This is a genomic window from Flavobacterium aquiphilum, from assembly GCF_027111335.1.
GTDB classification, from domain to species: domain Bacteria; phylum Bacteroidota; class Bacteroidia; order Flavobacteriales; family Flavobacteriaceae; genus Flavobacterium; species Flavobacterium aquiphilum.
Window position 1 is genome coordinate 1,226,045 of sequence record NZ_CP114288.1, and the last position, 15,693, is coordinate 1,241,737.

Consider the following 15,693-nt stretch of genomic DNA (forward strand, 5'->3'; position numbering starts at 1 on the left):
AGCGTTTATAAAACATTTTCAAATTGAAACTATTTTTTCACAAATTGACCCACTGGGAATATTGGCCCTTTCAAATCGTTTATACTCCGATTTATTTTCTATGGGCATATTATTCGATTAAGGCAAAATCAATTTTTTTCTTCAATGCTTCCAATCCGACTATCAAAAATGGTGGTTTTATGATGGAAAGTAAAAAGCAAATTTATAATTTGATTCCAAAAAAATACTATCCGAAAACGGAATTGATAAGAGTTGGGACTTCTTTGGAGGATATAATGAAGGTTATAGAAAATGCCGCAATTGCATATCCTTTTATTGCCAAACCGGATATCGGTCTGCGCGGTTCAGGAGTTAAAAAAATAGAGACCGCAACAGATTTAAAACAATATGCCGAAAAAGCAAATTTTGATTTTATTGTTCAAAATTTAATTCCATATAAAAATGAAATTGGCATTTTTTATGTACGATATCCACACGAAAAGCAAGGCCGAATTACGGGTATGGTCGCCAAAGAATTTCTGACAATTACTGGAAATGGTTACGCCACTATTGAAGAATTAATAAAGGAAAATCCTAGATACGAATTGCAATTGAAAGTATTGAAGCAAGAATACGGGAATAAATTGCAGGAGATTTTACCTATTGGTGAACAAGTAAATTTGGTCCCTTATGGAAATCATGCGCGTGGTGCCAAGTTTATTGATGTGAGTCATTGGATAACACCTCGGTTAACCGAGACTTTCAATGAAATGTGCGCGCAGATTCCCGGTTTCTATTTTGGGAGATTGGACATAATGTATGATACTCTTGGAGATCTGGAACAAGGAAAAAATTTTTTGATTGTAGAATTGAATGGAGCTGCAAGTGAACCGACACATATTTATGACCCTAAACATTCCTTACTGTTTGCTTGGAAGGAGCTGGCGAGACACATTACGTATATGTATGAAATTAGCGCGGCTAATTATCAAAAGGGATTTCCTTATTTGGCGCATAATGTAGGAATGAAAGAATACCGTTCGCATCAAATGCAAAATAAAAAAATTGTAAATTTTTGATAAATGAAGGCGATTAAAAATATAACGGTTGGATTTATTGTGAGTTTTGTGGGCTCATTACCACTTGGTTATTTGAATATAGTTGGAGTTGAGGTTTTTTCTAAATCTGGACTAAATTCATTGGTTTCCTATTTGTTTGGAGTGATTATTATTGAGGCGTTTGTGATTTATTTTACCGTTATTTTTGCGAACCAATTAATGCATAATAAAAAATTAATGAAAGGCATTGATTTTTTTGCCATATTCTTTCTTTTGTTATTGGCCTTTTTATTTTATGCCTATTCAGGCCAAACATTCCAAGATCATAATTATTTGCTGCAATATGTTCAATATTCCCCTTTTATAATTGGGATGGTTTTGTGTGGGCTGAATTTTCTTCAAATACCGTTTTGGGTGGGCTGGAATTTATATCTAATGAATGCCAATCACATATCTTTAGTAAAAAAACTTAAATTTCATTATATCCTAGGAACTTTAATAGGTACCTTTTGGGGGATGTTGGCAGCAATAGTTATCTTAGATTCTTTGTCACGAAATTCATTTTCTTTTTCCAAATACATAATGCCAATTTGTATTCCGTTATTTTTTGTGGTTTTGGCTATTTGGCAAACTTTTAAAGTTTATAAAAAGTATATCAAAAAATAGAGGTCAGAAGTCTGAGGACAGAAATTTGATTTTGGAACTTAATTCTCCTTTTTTTATCTGTTTTGATTATTTTTGCGACATGAAGAATATTGTAATTACAGGAACCAGTCGAGGGATAGGTCTTGAATTGGCTTTACAGTTTGCTAATGCAGGACATCAAATACTTGCTTTGTCGAGAAAAACAAATGAAGCTTTGCTTTCCCATAAAAATATTACTTGCCTTTCGGTTGATTTATCCGAAGAAGGAGAATTACAGCAAGTAACTGATTTTCTTTCTGCTACTTGGGAAAAAATCGATGCCGTTGTCCATAATGCTGGCAGTTTATTATTACGACCATTTGTAGAAACCTCACAACAAGATTTCGAAAATATTTATAGAGTCAATGTCTTTGGTGTTGCCAATTTGACCCGAATCTGTTTGCCTTATTTGAAAAAAGGTAGCCACGTGGTAACCATCAGCTCGATGGGAGGCGTTCAGGGAAGTTTGAAGTTTGCCGGATTGGCAGCGTACAGTTCCAGTAAAGGAGCAGTAATTACATTGTCTGAATTATTAGCAGAAGAATATAAAGAACAAGGAATCTCTTTTAATGTACTGGCTTTGGGATCTGTTCAAACCGAAATGTTACAAGAAGCGTTCCCAGGTTATCAAGCGCCGCTTTCGGCTAGTGAAATGGCTAACTATATTTTTGATTTCACCCTTACAGGACATAAATATTTTAACGGTAAAGTGTTACCTGTATCTTCAACCAATCCATAAGAGCTATAAGTTATGAATTATGAGTTATAAACGATTATTTTCAGAATTAGTAAGTCCGTTTCTCAATTTATAATCCATCCATAATTTACAATTTATAATTAATAATTACTTTGTCTCAAACACTTTTAAAATATTTACCTGAACATGCTGTGCAACCAGTTTTCGAACTGATTGTTGCCAATCAGGTGCATCTTAAAATTGTCAATGAGAGGCAAACCCGTCACGGTGATTACCGAAAAGGGCCAAGTGGGAAACATGAGATAACGGTAAATGCGAGTCTTAACAAATATCGATTTTTGATTACGTTAATTCATGAAATTTCGCATTTGGTGGCTTTTGAAAAATTTGGCAGGAACATAAAGCCCCACGGGAATGAATGGAAATATTCTTTTCAAAGGCTGATGGTGCCCTTTATTCGGCCGGAGATTTTTCCTGGCCATTTATTGCCATTGCTGGCGAGACACTTCAAAAACCCATCTGCAAGTAGTGATACAGACGCTACATTGGCATTGGCACTGAAGCAATATGATAAACCAAATGATAAAAATTATATCTTTGAAATTCCTTATGGCAGTGTTTTTAGGATTTCAAATGGGAAGATTTTCAAGAAGATAGCTATACGAACCAAACGCTACGAATGTTTAGAAATAAGTTCGGGACGGTTGTATTTATTTAATCCCAATGCCGAGGTTGAACTATTGCCCGGCTAAAAATTTGCTGTAAAAGCAAATAAAAATTAAACAAAATGAACAAGAATTATTATGCAATACTAATGGCTGGCGGAATCGGATCACGATTTTGGCCAGTGAGTACCAAAGAAACACCAAAACAGTTTCATGACATGTTGGGAGCAGGGCAGACCTTGATCCAAAAAACATTCAGCAGATTATCAAAGTTGATTCCGGTTGAGAATATTTTGATTTTGACAAATGAGAATTACAATTCGATTGTTTTGGAGCAATTGCCAATGGTGAAGCAGGAACAGGTGTTGTTGGAACCTGCAATGAGAAACACCGCCCCATGTATTTTATATGCTTCATTGAAAATTCAAAAAGAAAACCCGGATGCGGTTATGGTTGTCGCACCAAGTGACCATTGGATTGAGGATGAAAATGCTTTTGTGCAAAATTTGCAACAGTGTTTTGATTTTTGTTCCAAAGAAAATGCTTTAATGACCCTCGGAATCCAGCCTACGTTTCCTAATACTGGTTTTGGTTACATCGAATACGACAAAACAGATTCAAATCCGATGAAAAAAGTTTCACAATTTCGTGAAAAACCGGATTATGAAACAGCTAAATTATTTTTACAAAGCGGTAATTTCTTGTGGAATGGAGGGATTTTTATTTGGAGTGTCAAATCAATCACTGATGCTTTCGAAAAATTCCAGCCACAAATGAATTCGTTGTTCCAAAAAGGTTTCGAAAGTTATAATACTGCCGAAGAAAAATCTTTTATTGCAGATAATTATTCCTCTGCAGAAAATATTTCGATTGATTATGCCGTAATGGAAAAGGCTTCGAATGTTTATGTTTTACCAGCTATTTTTGATTGGAACGACTTAGGAACTTGGGGTTCATTGCATGAAAAATTGCCAAAAGACGATAATAATAATGCAGTGGTAAATGCTAAAGTCTTATTGCAGAATTCTTCTAGTAATATTATTAGTACTGCCAAAGAAAAGCTAGTAATTATTGATGGTTTGGAAGATTTTATTATTGTGGATAAAGACAATGTTTTGTTGATTTATCCTAAAAGTAAAGAGCAGGAAATAAAAGGAATCGTTGCTCAGTTACAGTAATTGAGAACTTATTCGATAAAAAAAGCCAGTCTGTTTTTTTTAATAAGACTGGCTTTTCTTTTTTTGGTTTTAAGATTGATTTATCCTTTCAGATAAGCTTCTCTTACTTTTTTGAATAATTCTGAAGAATAAACGAACTCAACGATAGCTTCATTTTCGGTAAGGAAAATGTCTTTGTTGGTCCCTTCCCAGGCTTTAACACCATTTTTTAGAAATAAGATCTTATCTCCAATTTCCATCACGGAGTTCATGTCGTGAGTGTTTACAACGGTCGTAATGTTGTATTCTTCGGTAATCTCTTTGATGAGGTTGTCAATCAATATCGCAGTATTTGGATCCAAACCAGAGTTAGGTTCATCACAAAATAAATACTTTGGATTGTTTACGATAGCACGCGCAATGGCTACCCTTTTTTGCATTCCCCCGGAAATTTCAGAAGGCAGCTTTTTGTGGGCGCCTACCAGATTTACTCTTTTTAAAACAAAGTCAACACGATCCTGAATTTTTGATTTACTGTCATTAGTAAACATTCTTAAAGGAAAAGCAACGTTTTCTTCAACAGTCATGCTGTCAAATAAGGCACTTCCTTGAAAAAGCATACCTATTTCGGTACGGATTTCTCTTTTTTCATCGGTAGACAAATCAGAATAAATACGTCCGTCAAACGAAATTGTTCCTACTTCAGGTGTATGGATTCCTAACAATGATTTTAATAAAACGGTTTTTCCAGATCCACTTTGTCCAATAATCAGATTGGTCTTTCCAGCCTCGAAAACACTGGAAACACCTTTTAGGATTTTGACACCGCCAAATGATTTTTCTAAATTTTTTATTTCTATCATTTTGTTAAGAGTAATTGGGTAATAACATAATTTAGTACTATAATGGTAACCGAAGTCCAAACAAAGGATACGGTACTGGCTTTACCTACTTCAAGTGCTCCACCTTTCATATAAAAACCGTGGTAAGAAGGAATTGTTGCCAGAAGCATTCCGAAAATAAATGTTTTGATAAAAGAATACGCCACATGGAATGGTAAAAAGTCTCTTTGTAGTCCTTCGATGTAGTCAACGCTGGCACCAAAACCACCATAAACAGTTGCCAAATAACCGCCGGCAATTCCCAGAAACATCCCAATTCCGATAAGGAAAGGATACAAAAGCAAAGCTATAATTTTAGGAAAAACCAAGTAATTCAAGGAGTTGATTCCCATTACTTCGAGGGCATCAATTTGTTCGGTAACTCTCATTGATCCAATGCTAGATGTGATGAAAGAACCCATTTTTCCTGCCATGATAATCGACATGAAAGTTGGTGCAAATTCCAAGATTACCGACTGGCGTGTTGCATATCCGATAAGGTATTTTGGAATAAAGGAATTGGTTAAGTTCAAAGCCGTTTGGATAGAAACAACTCCACCAACGAAAAAAGAAATGAATCCGACAATCCCCAGGGAGTCAATAACTAAATCATCAATTTCTTTGAAAATCAAACCTTTCATAACCGACCATTTAGTTGGCTTTTTGAAGATTTCCTTCCACATTAAAAAATATTTTCCAATTTCGGTTATATAGCGAATGAGCATCATAATTGTATAGAATATGGGCTAAATTACAAACTTGTTGTGAGTTATAAGTTATAGGTTATGCGTTTTTACTTAGAAAAGTTTTTCTTTCATTTTTTGCAAGCGATAATTTCTGATGAAACGGGCTTGCTCTTTGGTAACCAATAAAGGTGTTTTTGCTTTTTTTGCTTTCCAAAAACCATTTATATAATCCAGAAAAAGCAAAGGTTTCTTTTTCATCATTGCTAGTTTTGCCGATGCAATTGCTGTAATCCAAAAACCATAGCCAAGAGTGTAAAAAGCTTCTCCTTGTTTATAGCGTGCCGTTTTGTTGTAGCTGGCACCTGTTGGTTTAAGGTGTTTTACGTGCAAAGAAGTATCGGTAACGACTTTCCAGTTATAGAATTTACAAAGCAATTCGTCAACTGTATCCCAACCCATTGCCGGTTTTAAGCCTCCAATTTCTTTAAAAGTTTCTTTTCGATACGCTTTCAATGCGCCTCTGATATGATCTTTATCGGTTAGGTTTTCTAAAACCCAATCTCCGTTTTTTTCGATATAACAAAATCCGCCAGCCATTCCAATCCTTGAATCCGATTCAAAATGGTTGATGATAGTTTCAAAATAATTGGAAGGGAAAATCAAATCGGCATCAATTTTTACCAAAAGATCGTAGTTGTCATCAATGTGTTTTTCACCTTCGTGAAAAGCCTGAATCACTTTGCTTCCCGGTAAATGTATTGCTTCTGAATTTCTATTTATCAAACGTACAAATGGATTTTCTTTGGCAAAAGTCGATACAATTTCCGGAGTTTTATCAGTAGAATTATCATTAACTACAATCACTTTGCTAGGCAAAACAGTTTGATTTGCTAAGCTGTCTAAAGTTAATTGAATGAATGATTCTTCGTTGTAGGTGGGAATAATAATGTAGTAACGCATAAGTAAGTCTTTTTTTCAACTCTATTTTGGCAATGTGGTGGATTAAGAAAGCGTAATCTTTCGATTAATGACTATTTCTCAAGTGCAAAACCATCTTCAAATTAAGCCAAATCCTACCATATTACAACGGAGGTTGGGCGATGTTTTTTTTAATTCCGCGAATATCCAATTATTAAATTCAATGAATTAGTTTTAGCCTCTCCATCTTCCCAAACTTTATATTTACTTGATTTAGCCAAACCTAGATTTTCTCTTAGCTCTATAAAAATTGAGTTTCTTTCATTTATTTCGATTGTTTTTCCAAATCCTATCGATAATCCAAAATCAGTTTTATTATAACTATTTGTTGTTTCAGTCGTTCGTGATTCTTTGACTGATCCATTAAAATACAAGCTTTCCTCCAAATTTGATTTTAATAAATATCCAATAAATGGACCGCCATTTACAAAAAAACTATTTTTGTTACTGAAATTATATTTTAGCATTATTGGTAATACCAAATAGTCATTATTTATTTTAGATCTCAATTCATCGAATCCTCCAGAGATTGGATCGGGATTTACATTTATTGTTTCAAGCATCGTTTTTGACTTTTGACTTTTTCGTTCGTAATTAAATTCTAATTTTAAACTCAATTTTTCTTTAATTTGATATTCAAAATTTAGTCCTCCCAAAAAAGCAAATGCAGGATTTTCAGAATAATCATAACTAATGTCATCAGGGATATCATAACCTCTAAAATTAGAATAATTTAATCCGCCTTGAATTCCAAATTTAATTTTTGAATTTTGTGAATAGTTTACAAATGAAATTAATAGAAATAAAATACCAAAAAATATTTTTCTCATAGTTTTTGTTTTCTGTTTTTAGTTTTGTTTTTACATTTTTTGATGTAAAATATCACCCGACTATTTTCTTTCTGCGTAAACAATGTAATATCTTGGTGTAATAAGACGCAAGAAAGGACGAATCCCAAGTTTTTTGACAGGATGTGTAAATTTTACCCTGTCTATGATTTTCCAGCCTGTTTTTTCTAATAACCAGTCCAATTGCCAGTCTTCAAATTCATGGTAATGTCTGTCCCACATATCTGTTTTACTGCGATAAGCAGATGAAAACCACAGACGCAAAGGAATTGATATTAATAATTTATCGGATTTGATTTCGCTTAAAATTGTATAAGGATTAAGCAAATGTTCAAAAATCTCAAAAGCCGTCACCACGTCTTGTTTTCCTTCCGAAAAAACGCTTTGGTTTTTATCCAAATCTTCACCGGCTGTGTTTTTTACGGTATAACCTTCTTCTTTCATGATTTTGGAAAAAGGATTATCAATGCCCAAGTCCAATATGGTTTGGGAAGTAGGAATGTGTTTTTTTAAAAATTCTAAAGTATGTTTGAATCTTTTATTGGGAAACGTTTTTTCGTACATGTTTTTGATTTTTAACTATCGCTTTTGCTTTAGAGTTTGCAAATATAAAGATTCTGTTTCTTTTACGACTTGTAATGGGGTTTCTAAAAAATTAATTTTCCCAAAAAAAATAGCCCACAACACTGGGAAAGTGAGGTGGGCTGGCAATATAAGCGTACAGTTTATTGTTAATATCTATAGACAAAGGCGTTAATGTTCATTCCGGCTCCAACCGAAGCAAAAATGACAACATCCCCTTTGTGAATTTCCTGGTTTTCAATTTGCCCTCTTATCAAAAGATCAAAAAGCGTTGGAACGGTGGCAACACTACTGTTTCCTAGTTCGTGAATACTCATCGGCATAACATCTTTTGGAGGTGTTTGCCCGTATAATTTGTAAAAACGATGAATAATAGCTTCATCCATTTTTTCGTTGGCCTGATGGATCAGGATTTTTTTGACTTCCCCAATTTCGATACCGCTTTGATCCAAACAGCTCTTCATGGCTGTAGGAACGTGGCTTAGGGCAAATTCATAAATTTTTCTGCCGTACATTTTGATGTACTTGGTGCTTGGATCCAAATCCGGATTGTATGATTTTCCGAAATAAAGGAAGTTGGCTTCTTCGGCGGCATAAGTGGCACTTTCGTAGGACAACAATCCGGTTTCGTCATCTGAGGCTTCTATAACCGAAGCTCCGGCTCCGTCTGAGTAAATCATGGAATCCCTGTCGTGTGCATCTACTACGCGGGAGAGCGTTTCACCGCCTATCACAAGGCATTTTTTTGCCATTCCTGATTTTATGAATGCATTGGCTTGTAGAACACCTTCAATCCATCCAGGGCATCCAAAAAGGATGTCGTAGGCAACGCATTTTGGATTTTTTATTTTTAATTGATGTTTTACCCTTGTGGCCAAACTCGGAATGATATCCGATTGAACGGTGCCGTGTTTAACATCTCCAAAGTTGTGGGCAAAAATGATATAATCCAGAGTTTCCGGATCTATTCCTGAATTTTCGATTGCTTTTTGGGAAGCAAAAAAGGCTAAGTCCGAAGCAGTGTAATGATCTTCGGCATACCTTCTTTTTTCGATACCTGTAATTCCTTTAAATTTATTAATCACCACTTCGTTTGGGTAAGCAAATGGTGAACCGTCTTCGTTTAGGAAAACATGTTCGCTAAAGTCTGTATTGCTAATGTTTTTCTCAGGAATATAGCTTCCTATACCAGTTATTTTTATTTTCATTTTGACAGGTTCCAGGGTAAATTTCGGCTAAATTAAATATAATAAATGTATAAAGTACAAATTATTTGTTATGCATGCATATAATTGTGAAATATTGAATTTGTCGTAAATTTATCGATTATATTTTATTGAATATTGCAAAAACAGGCTCTATATTTTTCGAATTATTATTAATAACAAAGTGAGTTGTTTTTGTTATAAAAATAAACAACAGCCTTACCACTTATGAAGAAAAATGTAAATTTTTTATAATCCGGATGTCTTATTTTGAGACGGACTAGATAAAGAATCGTGTTTTGAGAAGAAATAATGTGCAATTCTTTTTTTCTTATGAAACACAAAATTTCTTGGCTAGCCCTGATGGAAGCGGCATCCTGTGGTCCTGTCTCGTCCCAAAAGACGAGAGGGACCACAGATACAGCGTACAGCAGGAGTGAAGTTGTTGAAAAACACAAAAGTCCTGCTTCTAATTATTTTTAGGATTTAGCGTAAAATGAAAAGCCCTTTCAGCTATAAAACTGAAAGGGCTTTGTTTATGTTGAAAGTTTAAATTCTAGCTTTCGATATAGGCTTCAATCGGAGCGCAACTACAAACTAGATTTCTATCTCCGTAGGCATCGTCAATACGACGTACGGAAGGCCAGAATTTGTTGTCAGCGATGTAGTCCAATGGATAAGCTGCTTTCTCTCTGGTGTATGGTAAATCCCAAGCATCAGAAGTCAACATTGTCAATGTGTGAGGCGCGTTTTTCAATGGATTATTTTTGTCCTCGGCCGTTGCTTCTTCAATTTCCTGTCTGATAGCAATCAAAGCGTCGCAGAAACGGTCTAACTCAGCTAAATCTTCAGATTCAGTCGGTTCGATCATTAGTGTTCCGGCAACAGGGAAAGAAACTGTTGGAGCGTGGAAACCGTAATCCATCAAACGTTTTGCGATATCGCCAACTTCGATTCCGTTTTGTTTGAATGCACGGCAATCCAAAATCATTTCGTGGGCCGCTCTTCCGCACTCTCCAGTGTAAAGAATTGGGTAGTGTCCTTCGAAACGCGCTTTCATATAGTTAGCGTTAAGGATAGCGTACTCAGTAGCGCTTCTCAGACCTTCGGCACCTAACATAGTGATGTATCCGTATGAAATCAAACATACTAAAGCAGATCCGTAAGGAGCAGAAGAAATAGCAGTGATTGCTTGCTCACCACCAACGTTCAATACAGGGTTAGATGGTAAGAAAGGAAGTAGTTTTTCGTTCACGCAGATTGGTCCAACACCAGGTCCGCCGCCACCGTGAGGGATGGCAAAAGTCTTGTGCAAGTTCAAGTGACAAACGTCAGCACCGATAGTAGCAGGGTTTGTTAAACCTACTTGTGCATTCATGTTGGCACCGTCCATATATACTAATCCTCCATTATCGTGGATTAATTGAGTGATTTCGATAATAGAAGACTCATAAACACCGTGAGTAGATGGGTAAGTTACCATTAAGCAAGATAAATCGTCTTTGTGCTCGATAGCTTTTGCTCTTAAATCCTCAACGTCGATGTTTCCTTCAGGAGTAGTTTTGGTAACGACGATTTTCATTCCCGCCATAGCTGCAGAAGCTGGATTTGTTCCGTGTGCAGAAGAAGGAATTAAACATACGTTACGGTCACCTTCGCCACGAGAGATGTGGTAGGCTCGGATAGTCATCAAACCGGCATACTCACCTTGAGCACCAGAGTTTGGTTGTAAAGTCGTACCTGCAAATCCTGTGATAACGCTTAATTGGTCTTCCAGTTTTTTAAGCATAGTGGTGTAACCTTCTACTTGTTCAACTGGAGCAAATGGGTGAATGCTGTTCCAATTTGGCATGGATAGAGGCAACATTTCTGATGCAGCGTTCAATTTCATTGTACAAGAACCCAAAGAAATCATAGAGTGGTTCAATGATAAATCTTTACGCTCTAATTTTTTGATATAACGCATCAATTGGCTTTCAGAATGATGGTTGTTGAAAACATCATAGGTCAAGAAAGAAGAAGTTCTTTCTAATGAAGCAGGCAATTGAGATGCAGTTGACAATTCAGAAACTGTGATGGCATCTTTGCCTACAGCCTCAGCAAATATTGCGATGATTTGGTTAACGTCAGAAACTGAAGTAGTCTCGTTGAAAGAGATTGAGATTGTTTCAGCGTCAACATAGTAGAAGTTCACTTCGTTTCTTTCGGCGATAGCTTTTACTTTTTGGGCATCAGCTTTAACCAAAATAGTATCGAAGAATGCGCTATTAGTTTGGTAAACACCCAATTTGTTCAAAGCGTCTGCGGCGGTTACCGCCGACGCGTGAACTTTGTTTGCAATGTATTTCAAACCTTTTGGACCATGATAGACAGCGTACATACCAGCCATAACTGCCAATAATACCTGAGCAGTACAGATGTTTGAAGTCGCTTTTTCACGTTTGATGTGTTGCTCACGGGTTCCTAAAGCCATACGCAAAGCACGGTTTCCGTTAGCATCGACAGAAACACCGATGATACGTCCGGGCATAGAGCGTTTGTATTCTTCTTTAGTTGCGAAATAAGCAGCATGAGGTCCGCCGTAGCCCATTGGGATACCAAAACGTTGAGTGGTACCTACAACTACGTCAGCTCCCATTTCTCCGGGAGAAGTTAAAGTAGCCAAAGACAAAATATCAGCAGCAACAGCAACTTTAATTTCGTTTTCTTTTGCTTTAGCGATAAATGCGGAGTAGTCATTTACCTGACCGTATTTACCTGGATATTGAAGGATTGCTCCGAAGAATTCTGCAGAGAAATCAAAAGTTTCGTGGTTTCCAACTACTAATTCGATTCCCACCGGAGTGGAACGAGTTTGTAGAACAGATAATGTTTGTGGAAGGATTTCTTCGGAAACGAAGAATTTGTTTATGTTGTTTTTCTTTTGGTCACGAGAACGAACGTCAAACAATAAAGCCATAGCTTCTGCTGCTGCAGTACCTTCGTCAAGAAGAGAAGCATTGGCGATTTCCATACCTGAAAGTTCAGTAACTACAGTTTGGAAGTTAAGGATAGCCTCTAAACGTCCTTGAGCAATTTCGGCCTGATAAGGAGTGTAGGCGGTGTACCATCCTGGGTTTTCAAAAATGTTTCTTTGAATTGGTGCAGGAACGATCGTTGGGTGGTATCCTAAACCGATGTATGATTTGAAAACTTTATTCTTTTTACCTAATTCGAGAATATGATTTGCGTACTCATATTCAGTCATTGCAGGATCTAATTGTAAATCTTCTTTTAAACGAATTCCATCAGGAAATGTTTCGTAAAGTAATTGCGTCATATCATTAACGCCAATTGTTTTGAACATGTGTTCAAGGTCAGTTTCTCTTGGCCCAATGTGTCTTAAAGCAAAAGCATCTGTTTTCATATTTGTGTGTAGCTTCGGTTTATTTTTTTAAGTCTAAAGGAAAAGCCTGATTGTTAAATATTCATTATATATTTGAATTTCGTTTGAATCAGGACAATTTAGTCTAGAAATAAAAGGTCATGTTTTTTTGTGGTGCAAAAATAAATATTAATCTCAAAATATAGCCCTTTTTTAACTTGATTTTATAGGGATTTTTCAACTAATGGACTGGTTTATTAACAATTGATTAAATTTTTGATGAAGGTTTTAAAAAACATTCTCCGGTTTTACATAAATAGTAGCATTCATGTAGCTCTATCCTGCTTTGCTTTGGTGCAAATTACATTCCATGTGTTCCATATTCCGTATAATGAGGCGATGGCATTGTTCGTTTTTTTCGGAACAATTGTCGGCTATAATTTTGTGAAATATGATGCCTTGGTTCGGGTGAAGAAAAAAATAGTCAGGAAGCAGTTGAAGATTATTGCCGTTTTGAGCTTTATTTCATTTTTGCTCGTGGGATATTATTTTTTTCATTTAAAACAAATTACGCAAATTGTCTCTGTTGGAATTCTTGCTATAACAGCGCTATATACTTTGCCTTTTTTCCCGAATAGAAGAAATGCGAGAAACTGGGCTGGCGTAAAAATTTATATAGTATCGCTTTGTTGGGTGGGAGCGACTTTGGTTTTACCTTTAATAAATGCCGAAATCCCGTTTACATCTGATTTTTTCATAAAATGCATTCAGCGGTTTATTTTGGTTTTTGTGCTGATTTTGGTTTTTGAAATAATCGATTTGGCAAATGACGATCCTCATTTAAAGACCGTTCCGCAGATGATTGGCGTAAAAAAGACGAAGCTTTTAGGTTTTTTATTGTTGATTCCTTTTTGGTTTTTGGAAATTTTTATATCAACATTCAATTACCATGATGCTGTCATAAATCTTGTTATGGTAATCATGCTGATGTTGTTTATATATTTTGCAAATACAAACCGATCCAAATATTATACTTCCTTTTGGGTCGAAGCAGTGCCGATTTTGTGGTGGTTGATGGTTGTTTTTTTGTAAAGTTGCTGAGTCTCTGAGAGGCTATGATTTTAAGTTTTTCTTTTAAAATCAAAAGACAAAAAACGTGATTTTAGTGAACGTATTTACTGAATTCATACTAATATTGATAAGTAGGAAAATTTTTAGGAGTTTTTGAAATGAAAAAACCCGAAGCGGAAAGGCTTCGGGTTGATAAACTAAAAAAATCAAGCTTTAAAAACTAATCTTTCTTCCTCCTGTGCTTCTTTGGCTTTTCTTTTTCCTCTGAAGAAGAAATACAAGTTCAGGAACAGCATGATTCCAAGATAGATAGAAAATCCTCCTATTTTGTAACTCAGTGCTTCAATAAGAGATTGATAGCTATCGTTATAGATACTCAATCTCAGAATCATTAAGGCAAAACCTAGATTAAGAAGGTAGAATCCTGTTTCAAAAAGTTTGTTTGTGGCCTGCGCAATTTCTTCTCTGCCTCTAAAAATATCTAGCATAAATATTTTTCCGTTTTTGAAAAGAGTTTTTGAAACATAGTAAGTAAGGAATAAAGCGACTGGTAAATAGACAGCGTAACCGATTAAAATTTTTGTAGTTTCCATGATAATAAATGTTATTTAATTAATTTATGAATGTATTTGGTTAGGATAATAATATTGAAATAGTGTAATAATGATATGATGAAAATAATTAGTGCTGATTTTATTCCGATGGTTTCTATTAATTGGGGTGAAGAAGTTATTTTTTGCCAGGAAATTAGGGTCATTGCACAATAACCAATATTTAGGAGGTAGTAGCCCAATAGTAAAACTTGATTGATTTTTTGACAGATGTCTGCGTGGTTTGGGATCAATTCAGCCACGTAGATGTTTCCGTTTTTGTAGCATATTTTTCCAACTTTCAGAATGATAAAAATCGTAATGCTGAGATAGATTAAATATCCGATGATGTTGAAATTCATAATTATTTATTTTTAAATTTTTAAACTTTCAGAAAAAATTGAAACTTAGTGATAAATTTTTTTATTGTTACTTCATAATTTTTAAAACCAATTTAGCTAGCCAATTTTCATTGAATTCAGTCATTTTGTCCAAGACATTATCCGCTTTTAAAACAAAATCATACAATTTAGTAGTTTGGTCAACAAAGTGTTTTTCTTCGGCTGAATCTTTTGCTTCAATAGTCGAAACTTCTTTTAGGATTTTAAGAGCCGGTTTGATTTCTCTCCTGCTTCTTTCTCTCGAAATTTTGGAAGCTAGTTCATCTAAATCCTTTTCGGCTGTAAAGAATTCTTTTCTTTCGCCAGCTTTGTATTCTTTGTAAACAATTCCCCAATCCATTAAAGCTCTCAGGTTCATACTTGCGTTTCCGCGTGAAATTTGTAATTCGTCCATAATGTCTTCCATAGAAACAGCTTCGTTTGAGACCATTAATAAAGCATGGATTTGTGCCATGGTTTTATTAATTCCCCATTGAGAACCTAATGCTCCCCAGGTTTGTACAAACTTATTTTTTGCTTCTTTGAATTCCATTTTTGGATTTATTTCCTTTTGTTGGAACAAATATAAATAAAAGTTTTTAAACTTTCAAAAATAATTGAAAGTTTAATTATAGAATATTTAGCCTAAAACTTAAAGTAGTAATTATCTCATGCTTTGTTTTGTTTCTTTTATGACTAAAAATTTTTGTTTCATATCATTTTTTTAATTAATTCTATAAGTCTAGTGTAGTTTTGAAATAAAAAGACGTTTGTGTTTGATTATCAGTGATGTATATGAATTTGTTTTCTGTTTTTTAATGTTATCTATTGATTTTGTAAAAAAAGCAATTATAAAAGTGGAGCAGAT

At 35.1% G+C, this 15,693-nt stretch carries 16 protein-coding genes; 6 read left to right on the forward strand and 10 right to left on the reverse strand.

Annotated features, from left to right (window positions below; genetic code table 11):
• Positions 1–23 precede the first annotated feature (23 nt).
• From OZP12_RS04965 to OZP12_RS04985, 5 genes are all read left to right on the forward strand, one after another.
• Positions 24–1,058 carry an ATP-grasp domain-containing protein gene (locus tag OZP12_RS04965; protein WP_281227950.1) on the forward strand — a complete coding sequence of 345 codons (1,035 nt, stop codon included), beginning with the start codon at positions 24–26 and terminating at the stop codon, positions 1,056–1,058.
• 3 nt (positions 1,059–1,061) lie between these two features.
• Positions 1,062–1,703: a hypothetical protein gene (locus OZP12_RS04970; RefSeq protein ID WP_281227951.1), complete on the forward strand. Its 642-nt coding sequence runs from the start codon at positions 1,062–1,064 to the stop codon at positions 1,701–1,703.
• Positions 1,704–1,782: 79 nt separating this feature from the next.
• A complete protein-coding gene (locus tag OZP12_RS04975; protein ID WP_281227952.1) occupies positions 1,783–2,460 on the forward strand; it encodes an SDR family NAD(P)-dependent oxidoreductase in 678 nt (225 codons plus the stop codon).
• A 110-nt stretch (positions 2,461–2,570) separates the two neighbouring features.
• Positions 2,571–3,170 carry a SprT-like domain-containing protein gene (locus tag OZP12_RS04980; protein ID WP_281227953.1) on the forward strand — a complete coding sequence of 200 codons (600 nt, stop codon included), beginning with the start codon at positions 2,571–2,573 and terminating at the stop codon, positions 3,168–3,170.
• A gap of 35 nt (positions 3,171–3,205) precedes the next feature.
• Positions 3,206–4,261 carry a mannose-1-phosphate guanylyltransferase gene (locus tag OZP12_RS04985; protein ID WP_281227954.1) on the forward strand — a complete coding sequence of 352 codons (1,056 nt, stop codon included), beginning with the start codon at positions 3,206–3,208 and terminating at the stop codon, positions 4,259–4,261.
• An 80-nt stretch (positions 4,262–4,341) separates the two neighbouring features.
• Here the strand turns inward: OZP12_RS04985 and OZP12_RS04990 are convergent, their stop codons facing one another.
• The 7 genes from OZP12_RS04990 to gcvP form a co-directional block, all read right to left on the reverse strand.
• Complete coding sequence (locus OZP12_RS04990) at positions 4,342–5,103, reverse strand: ABC transporter ATP-binding protein (protein ID WP_281227955.1); 762 nt, start codon at positions 5,101–5,103, stop codon at positions 4,342–4,344.
• The gene (locus OZP12_RS04995; RefSeq protein ID WP_281227956.1) at positions 5,100–5,849 is read right to left on the reverse strand and encodes an MlaE family ABC transporter permease; all 750 of its coding nucleotides are present in this window, start codon (positions 5,847–5,849) and stop codon (positions 5,100–5,102) included. The genes OZP12_RS04990 and OZP12_RS04995 overlap by 4 nt, the downstream gene beginning before the upstream one ends.
• A 69-nt stretch (positions 5,850–5,918) precedes the next feature.
• Entirely contained in the window at positions 5,919–6,767 is an 849-nt protein-coding gene (locus OZP12_RS05000; RefSeq protein ID WP_281227957.1) for a glycosyltransferase family 2 protein, read from the reverse strand.
• 149 nt (positions 6,768–6,916) lie between these two features.
• The gene (locus OZP12_RS05005; RefSeq protein ID WP_281227958.1) at positions 6,917–7,615 is read right to left on the reverse strand and encodes a porin family protein; all 699 of its coding nucleotides are present in this window, start codon (positions 7,613–7,615) and stop codon (positions 6,917–6,919) included.
• Between the two features lie 60 nt (positions 7,616–7,675).
• Positions 7,676–8,197 carry a methyltransferase domain-containing protein gene (locus OZP12_RS05010; RefSeq protein WP_281227959.1) on the reverse strand — a complete coding sequence of 174 codons (522 nt, stop codon included), beginning with the start codon at positions 8,195–8,197 and terminating at the stop codon, positions 7,676–7,678.
• 167 nt (positions 8,198–8,364) lie between these two features.
• Positions 8,365–9,423: a 3-oxoacyl-ACP synthase III family protein gene (locus tag OZP12_RS05015; RefSeq protein ID WP_281227960.1), complete on the reverse strand. Its 1,059-nt coding sequence runs from the start codon at positions 9,421–9,423 to the stop codon at positions 8,365–8,367.
• 553 nt (positions 9,424–9,976) lie between these two features.
• Positions 9,977–12,826 carry an aminomethyl-transferring glycine dehydrogenase gene (gene gcvP, locus OZP12_RS05020; protein ID WP_281227961.1) on the reverse strand — a complete coding sequence of 950 codons (2,850 nt, stop codon included), beginning with the start codon at positions 12,824–12,826 and terminating at the stop codon, positions 9,977–9,979.
• A gap of 237 nt (positions 12,827–13,063) precedes the next feature.
• Here gcvP and OZP12_RS05025 point away from each other — a divergent pair, with 237 nt between their 5' ends.
• Positions 13,064–13,876: a UbiA prenyltransferase family protein gene (locus tag OZP12_RS05025; RefSeq protein WP_281227962.1), complete on the forward strand. Its 813-nt coding sequence runs from the start codon at positions 13,064–13,066 to the stop codon at positions 13,874–13,876.
• Between the two features lie 185 nt (positions 13,877–14,061).
• Here the strand turns inward: OZP12_RS05025 and OZP12_RS05030 are convergent, their stop codons facing one another.
• The 3 genes from OZP12_RS05030 to OZP12_RS05040 form a co-directional block, all read right to left on the reverse strand.
• Entirely contained in the window at positions 14,062–14,448 is a 387-nt protein-coding gene (locus tag OZP12_RS05030) for a hypothetical protein (protein ID WP_281227963.1), read from the reverse strand.
• 11 nt (positions 14,449–14,459) lie between these two features.
• The gene (locus OZP12_RS05035; protein WP_281227964.1) at positions 14,460–14,807 is read right to left on the reverse strand and encodes a hypothetical protein; all 348 of its coding nucleotides are present in this window, start codon (positions 14,805–14,807) and stop codon (positions 14,460–14,462) included.
• Positions 14,808–14,874: 67 nt separating this feature from the next.
• Positions 14,875–15,378 carry a GbsR/MarR family transcriptional regulator gene (locus tag OZP12_RS05040; RefSeq protein WP_281227965.1) on the reverse strand — a complete coding sequence of 168 codons (504 nt, stop codon included), beginning with the start codon at positions 15,376–15,378 and terminating at the stop codon, positions 14,875–14,877.
• Between the last annotated feature and the right edge of the window lie 315 nt (positions 15,379–15,693).

Excerpts from the sequence above, each read along its gene's own strand:
- OZP12_RS04970 (WP_281227951.1), top strand. The coding sequence starts at position 1,062 with ATGAAGGCGATTAAAAATATAACGGTTGGATTTATTGTGAGTTTTGTG.
- OZP12_RS04975 (WP_281227952.1), top strand. The coding sequence starts at position 1,783 with ATGAAGAATATTGTAATTACAGGAACCAGTCGAGGGATAGGTCTTGAA.
- OZP12_RS04985 (WP_281227954.1), top strand. The coding sequence starts at position 3,206 with ATGAACAAGAATTATTATGCAATACTAATGGCTGGCGGAATCGGATCA.
- OZP12_RS04990 (WP_281227955.1), bottom strand. The coding sequence starts at position 5,103 with ATGATAGAAATAAAAAATTTAGAAAAATCATTTGGCGGTGTCAAAATC.
- OZP12_RS04995 (WP_281227956.1), bottom strand. The coding sequence starts at position 5,849 with ATGATGCTCATTCGCTATATAACCGAAATTGGAAAATATTTTTTAATG.
- OZP12_RS05000 (WP_281227957.1), bottom strand. The coding sequence starts at position 6,767 with ATGCGTTACTACATTATTATTCCCACCTACAACGAAGAATCATTCATT.
- OZP12_RS05005 (WP_281227958.1), bottom strand. The coding sequence starts at position 7,615 with ATGAGAAAAATATTTTTTGGTATTTTATTTCTATTAATTTCATTTGTA.
- OZP12_RS05010 (WP_281227959.1), bottom strand. The coding sequence starts at position 8,197 with ATGTACGAAAAAACGTTTCCCAATAAAAGATTCAAACATACTTTAGAA.
- OZP12_RS05015 (WP_281227960.1), bottom strand. The coding sequence starts at position 9,423 with ATGAAAATAAAAATAACTGGTATAGGAAGCTATATTCCTGAGAAAAAC.
- gcvP (WP_281227961.1), bottom strand. The coding sequence starts at position 12,826 with ATGAAAACAGATGCTTTTGCTTTAAGACACATTGGGCCAAGAGAAACT.
- OZP12_RS05025 (WP_281227962.1), top strand. The coding sequence starts at position 13,064 with ATGAAGGTTTTAAAAAACATTCTCCGGTTTTACATAAATAGTAGCATT.
- OZP12_RS05030 (WP_281227963.1), bottom strand. The coding sequence starts at position 14,448 with ATGGAAACTACAAAAATTTTAATCGGTTACGCTGTCTATTTACCAGTC.
- OZP12_RS05035 (WP_281227964.1), bottom strand. The coding sequence starts at position 14,807 with ATGAATTTCAACATCATCGGATATTTAATCTATCTCAGCATTACGATT.
- OZP12_RS05040 (WP_281227965.1), bottom strand. The coding sequence starts at position 15,378 with ATGGAATTCAAAGAAGCAAAAAATAAGTTTGTACAAACCTGGGGAGCA.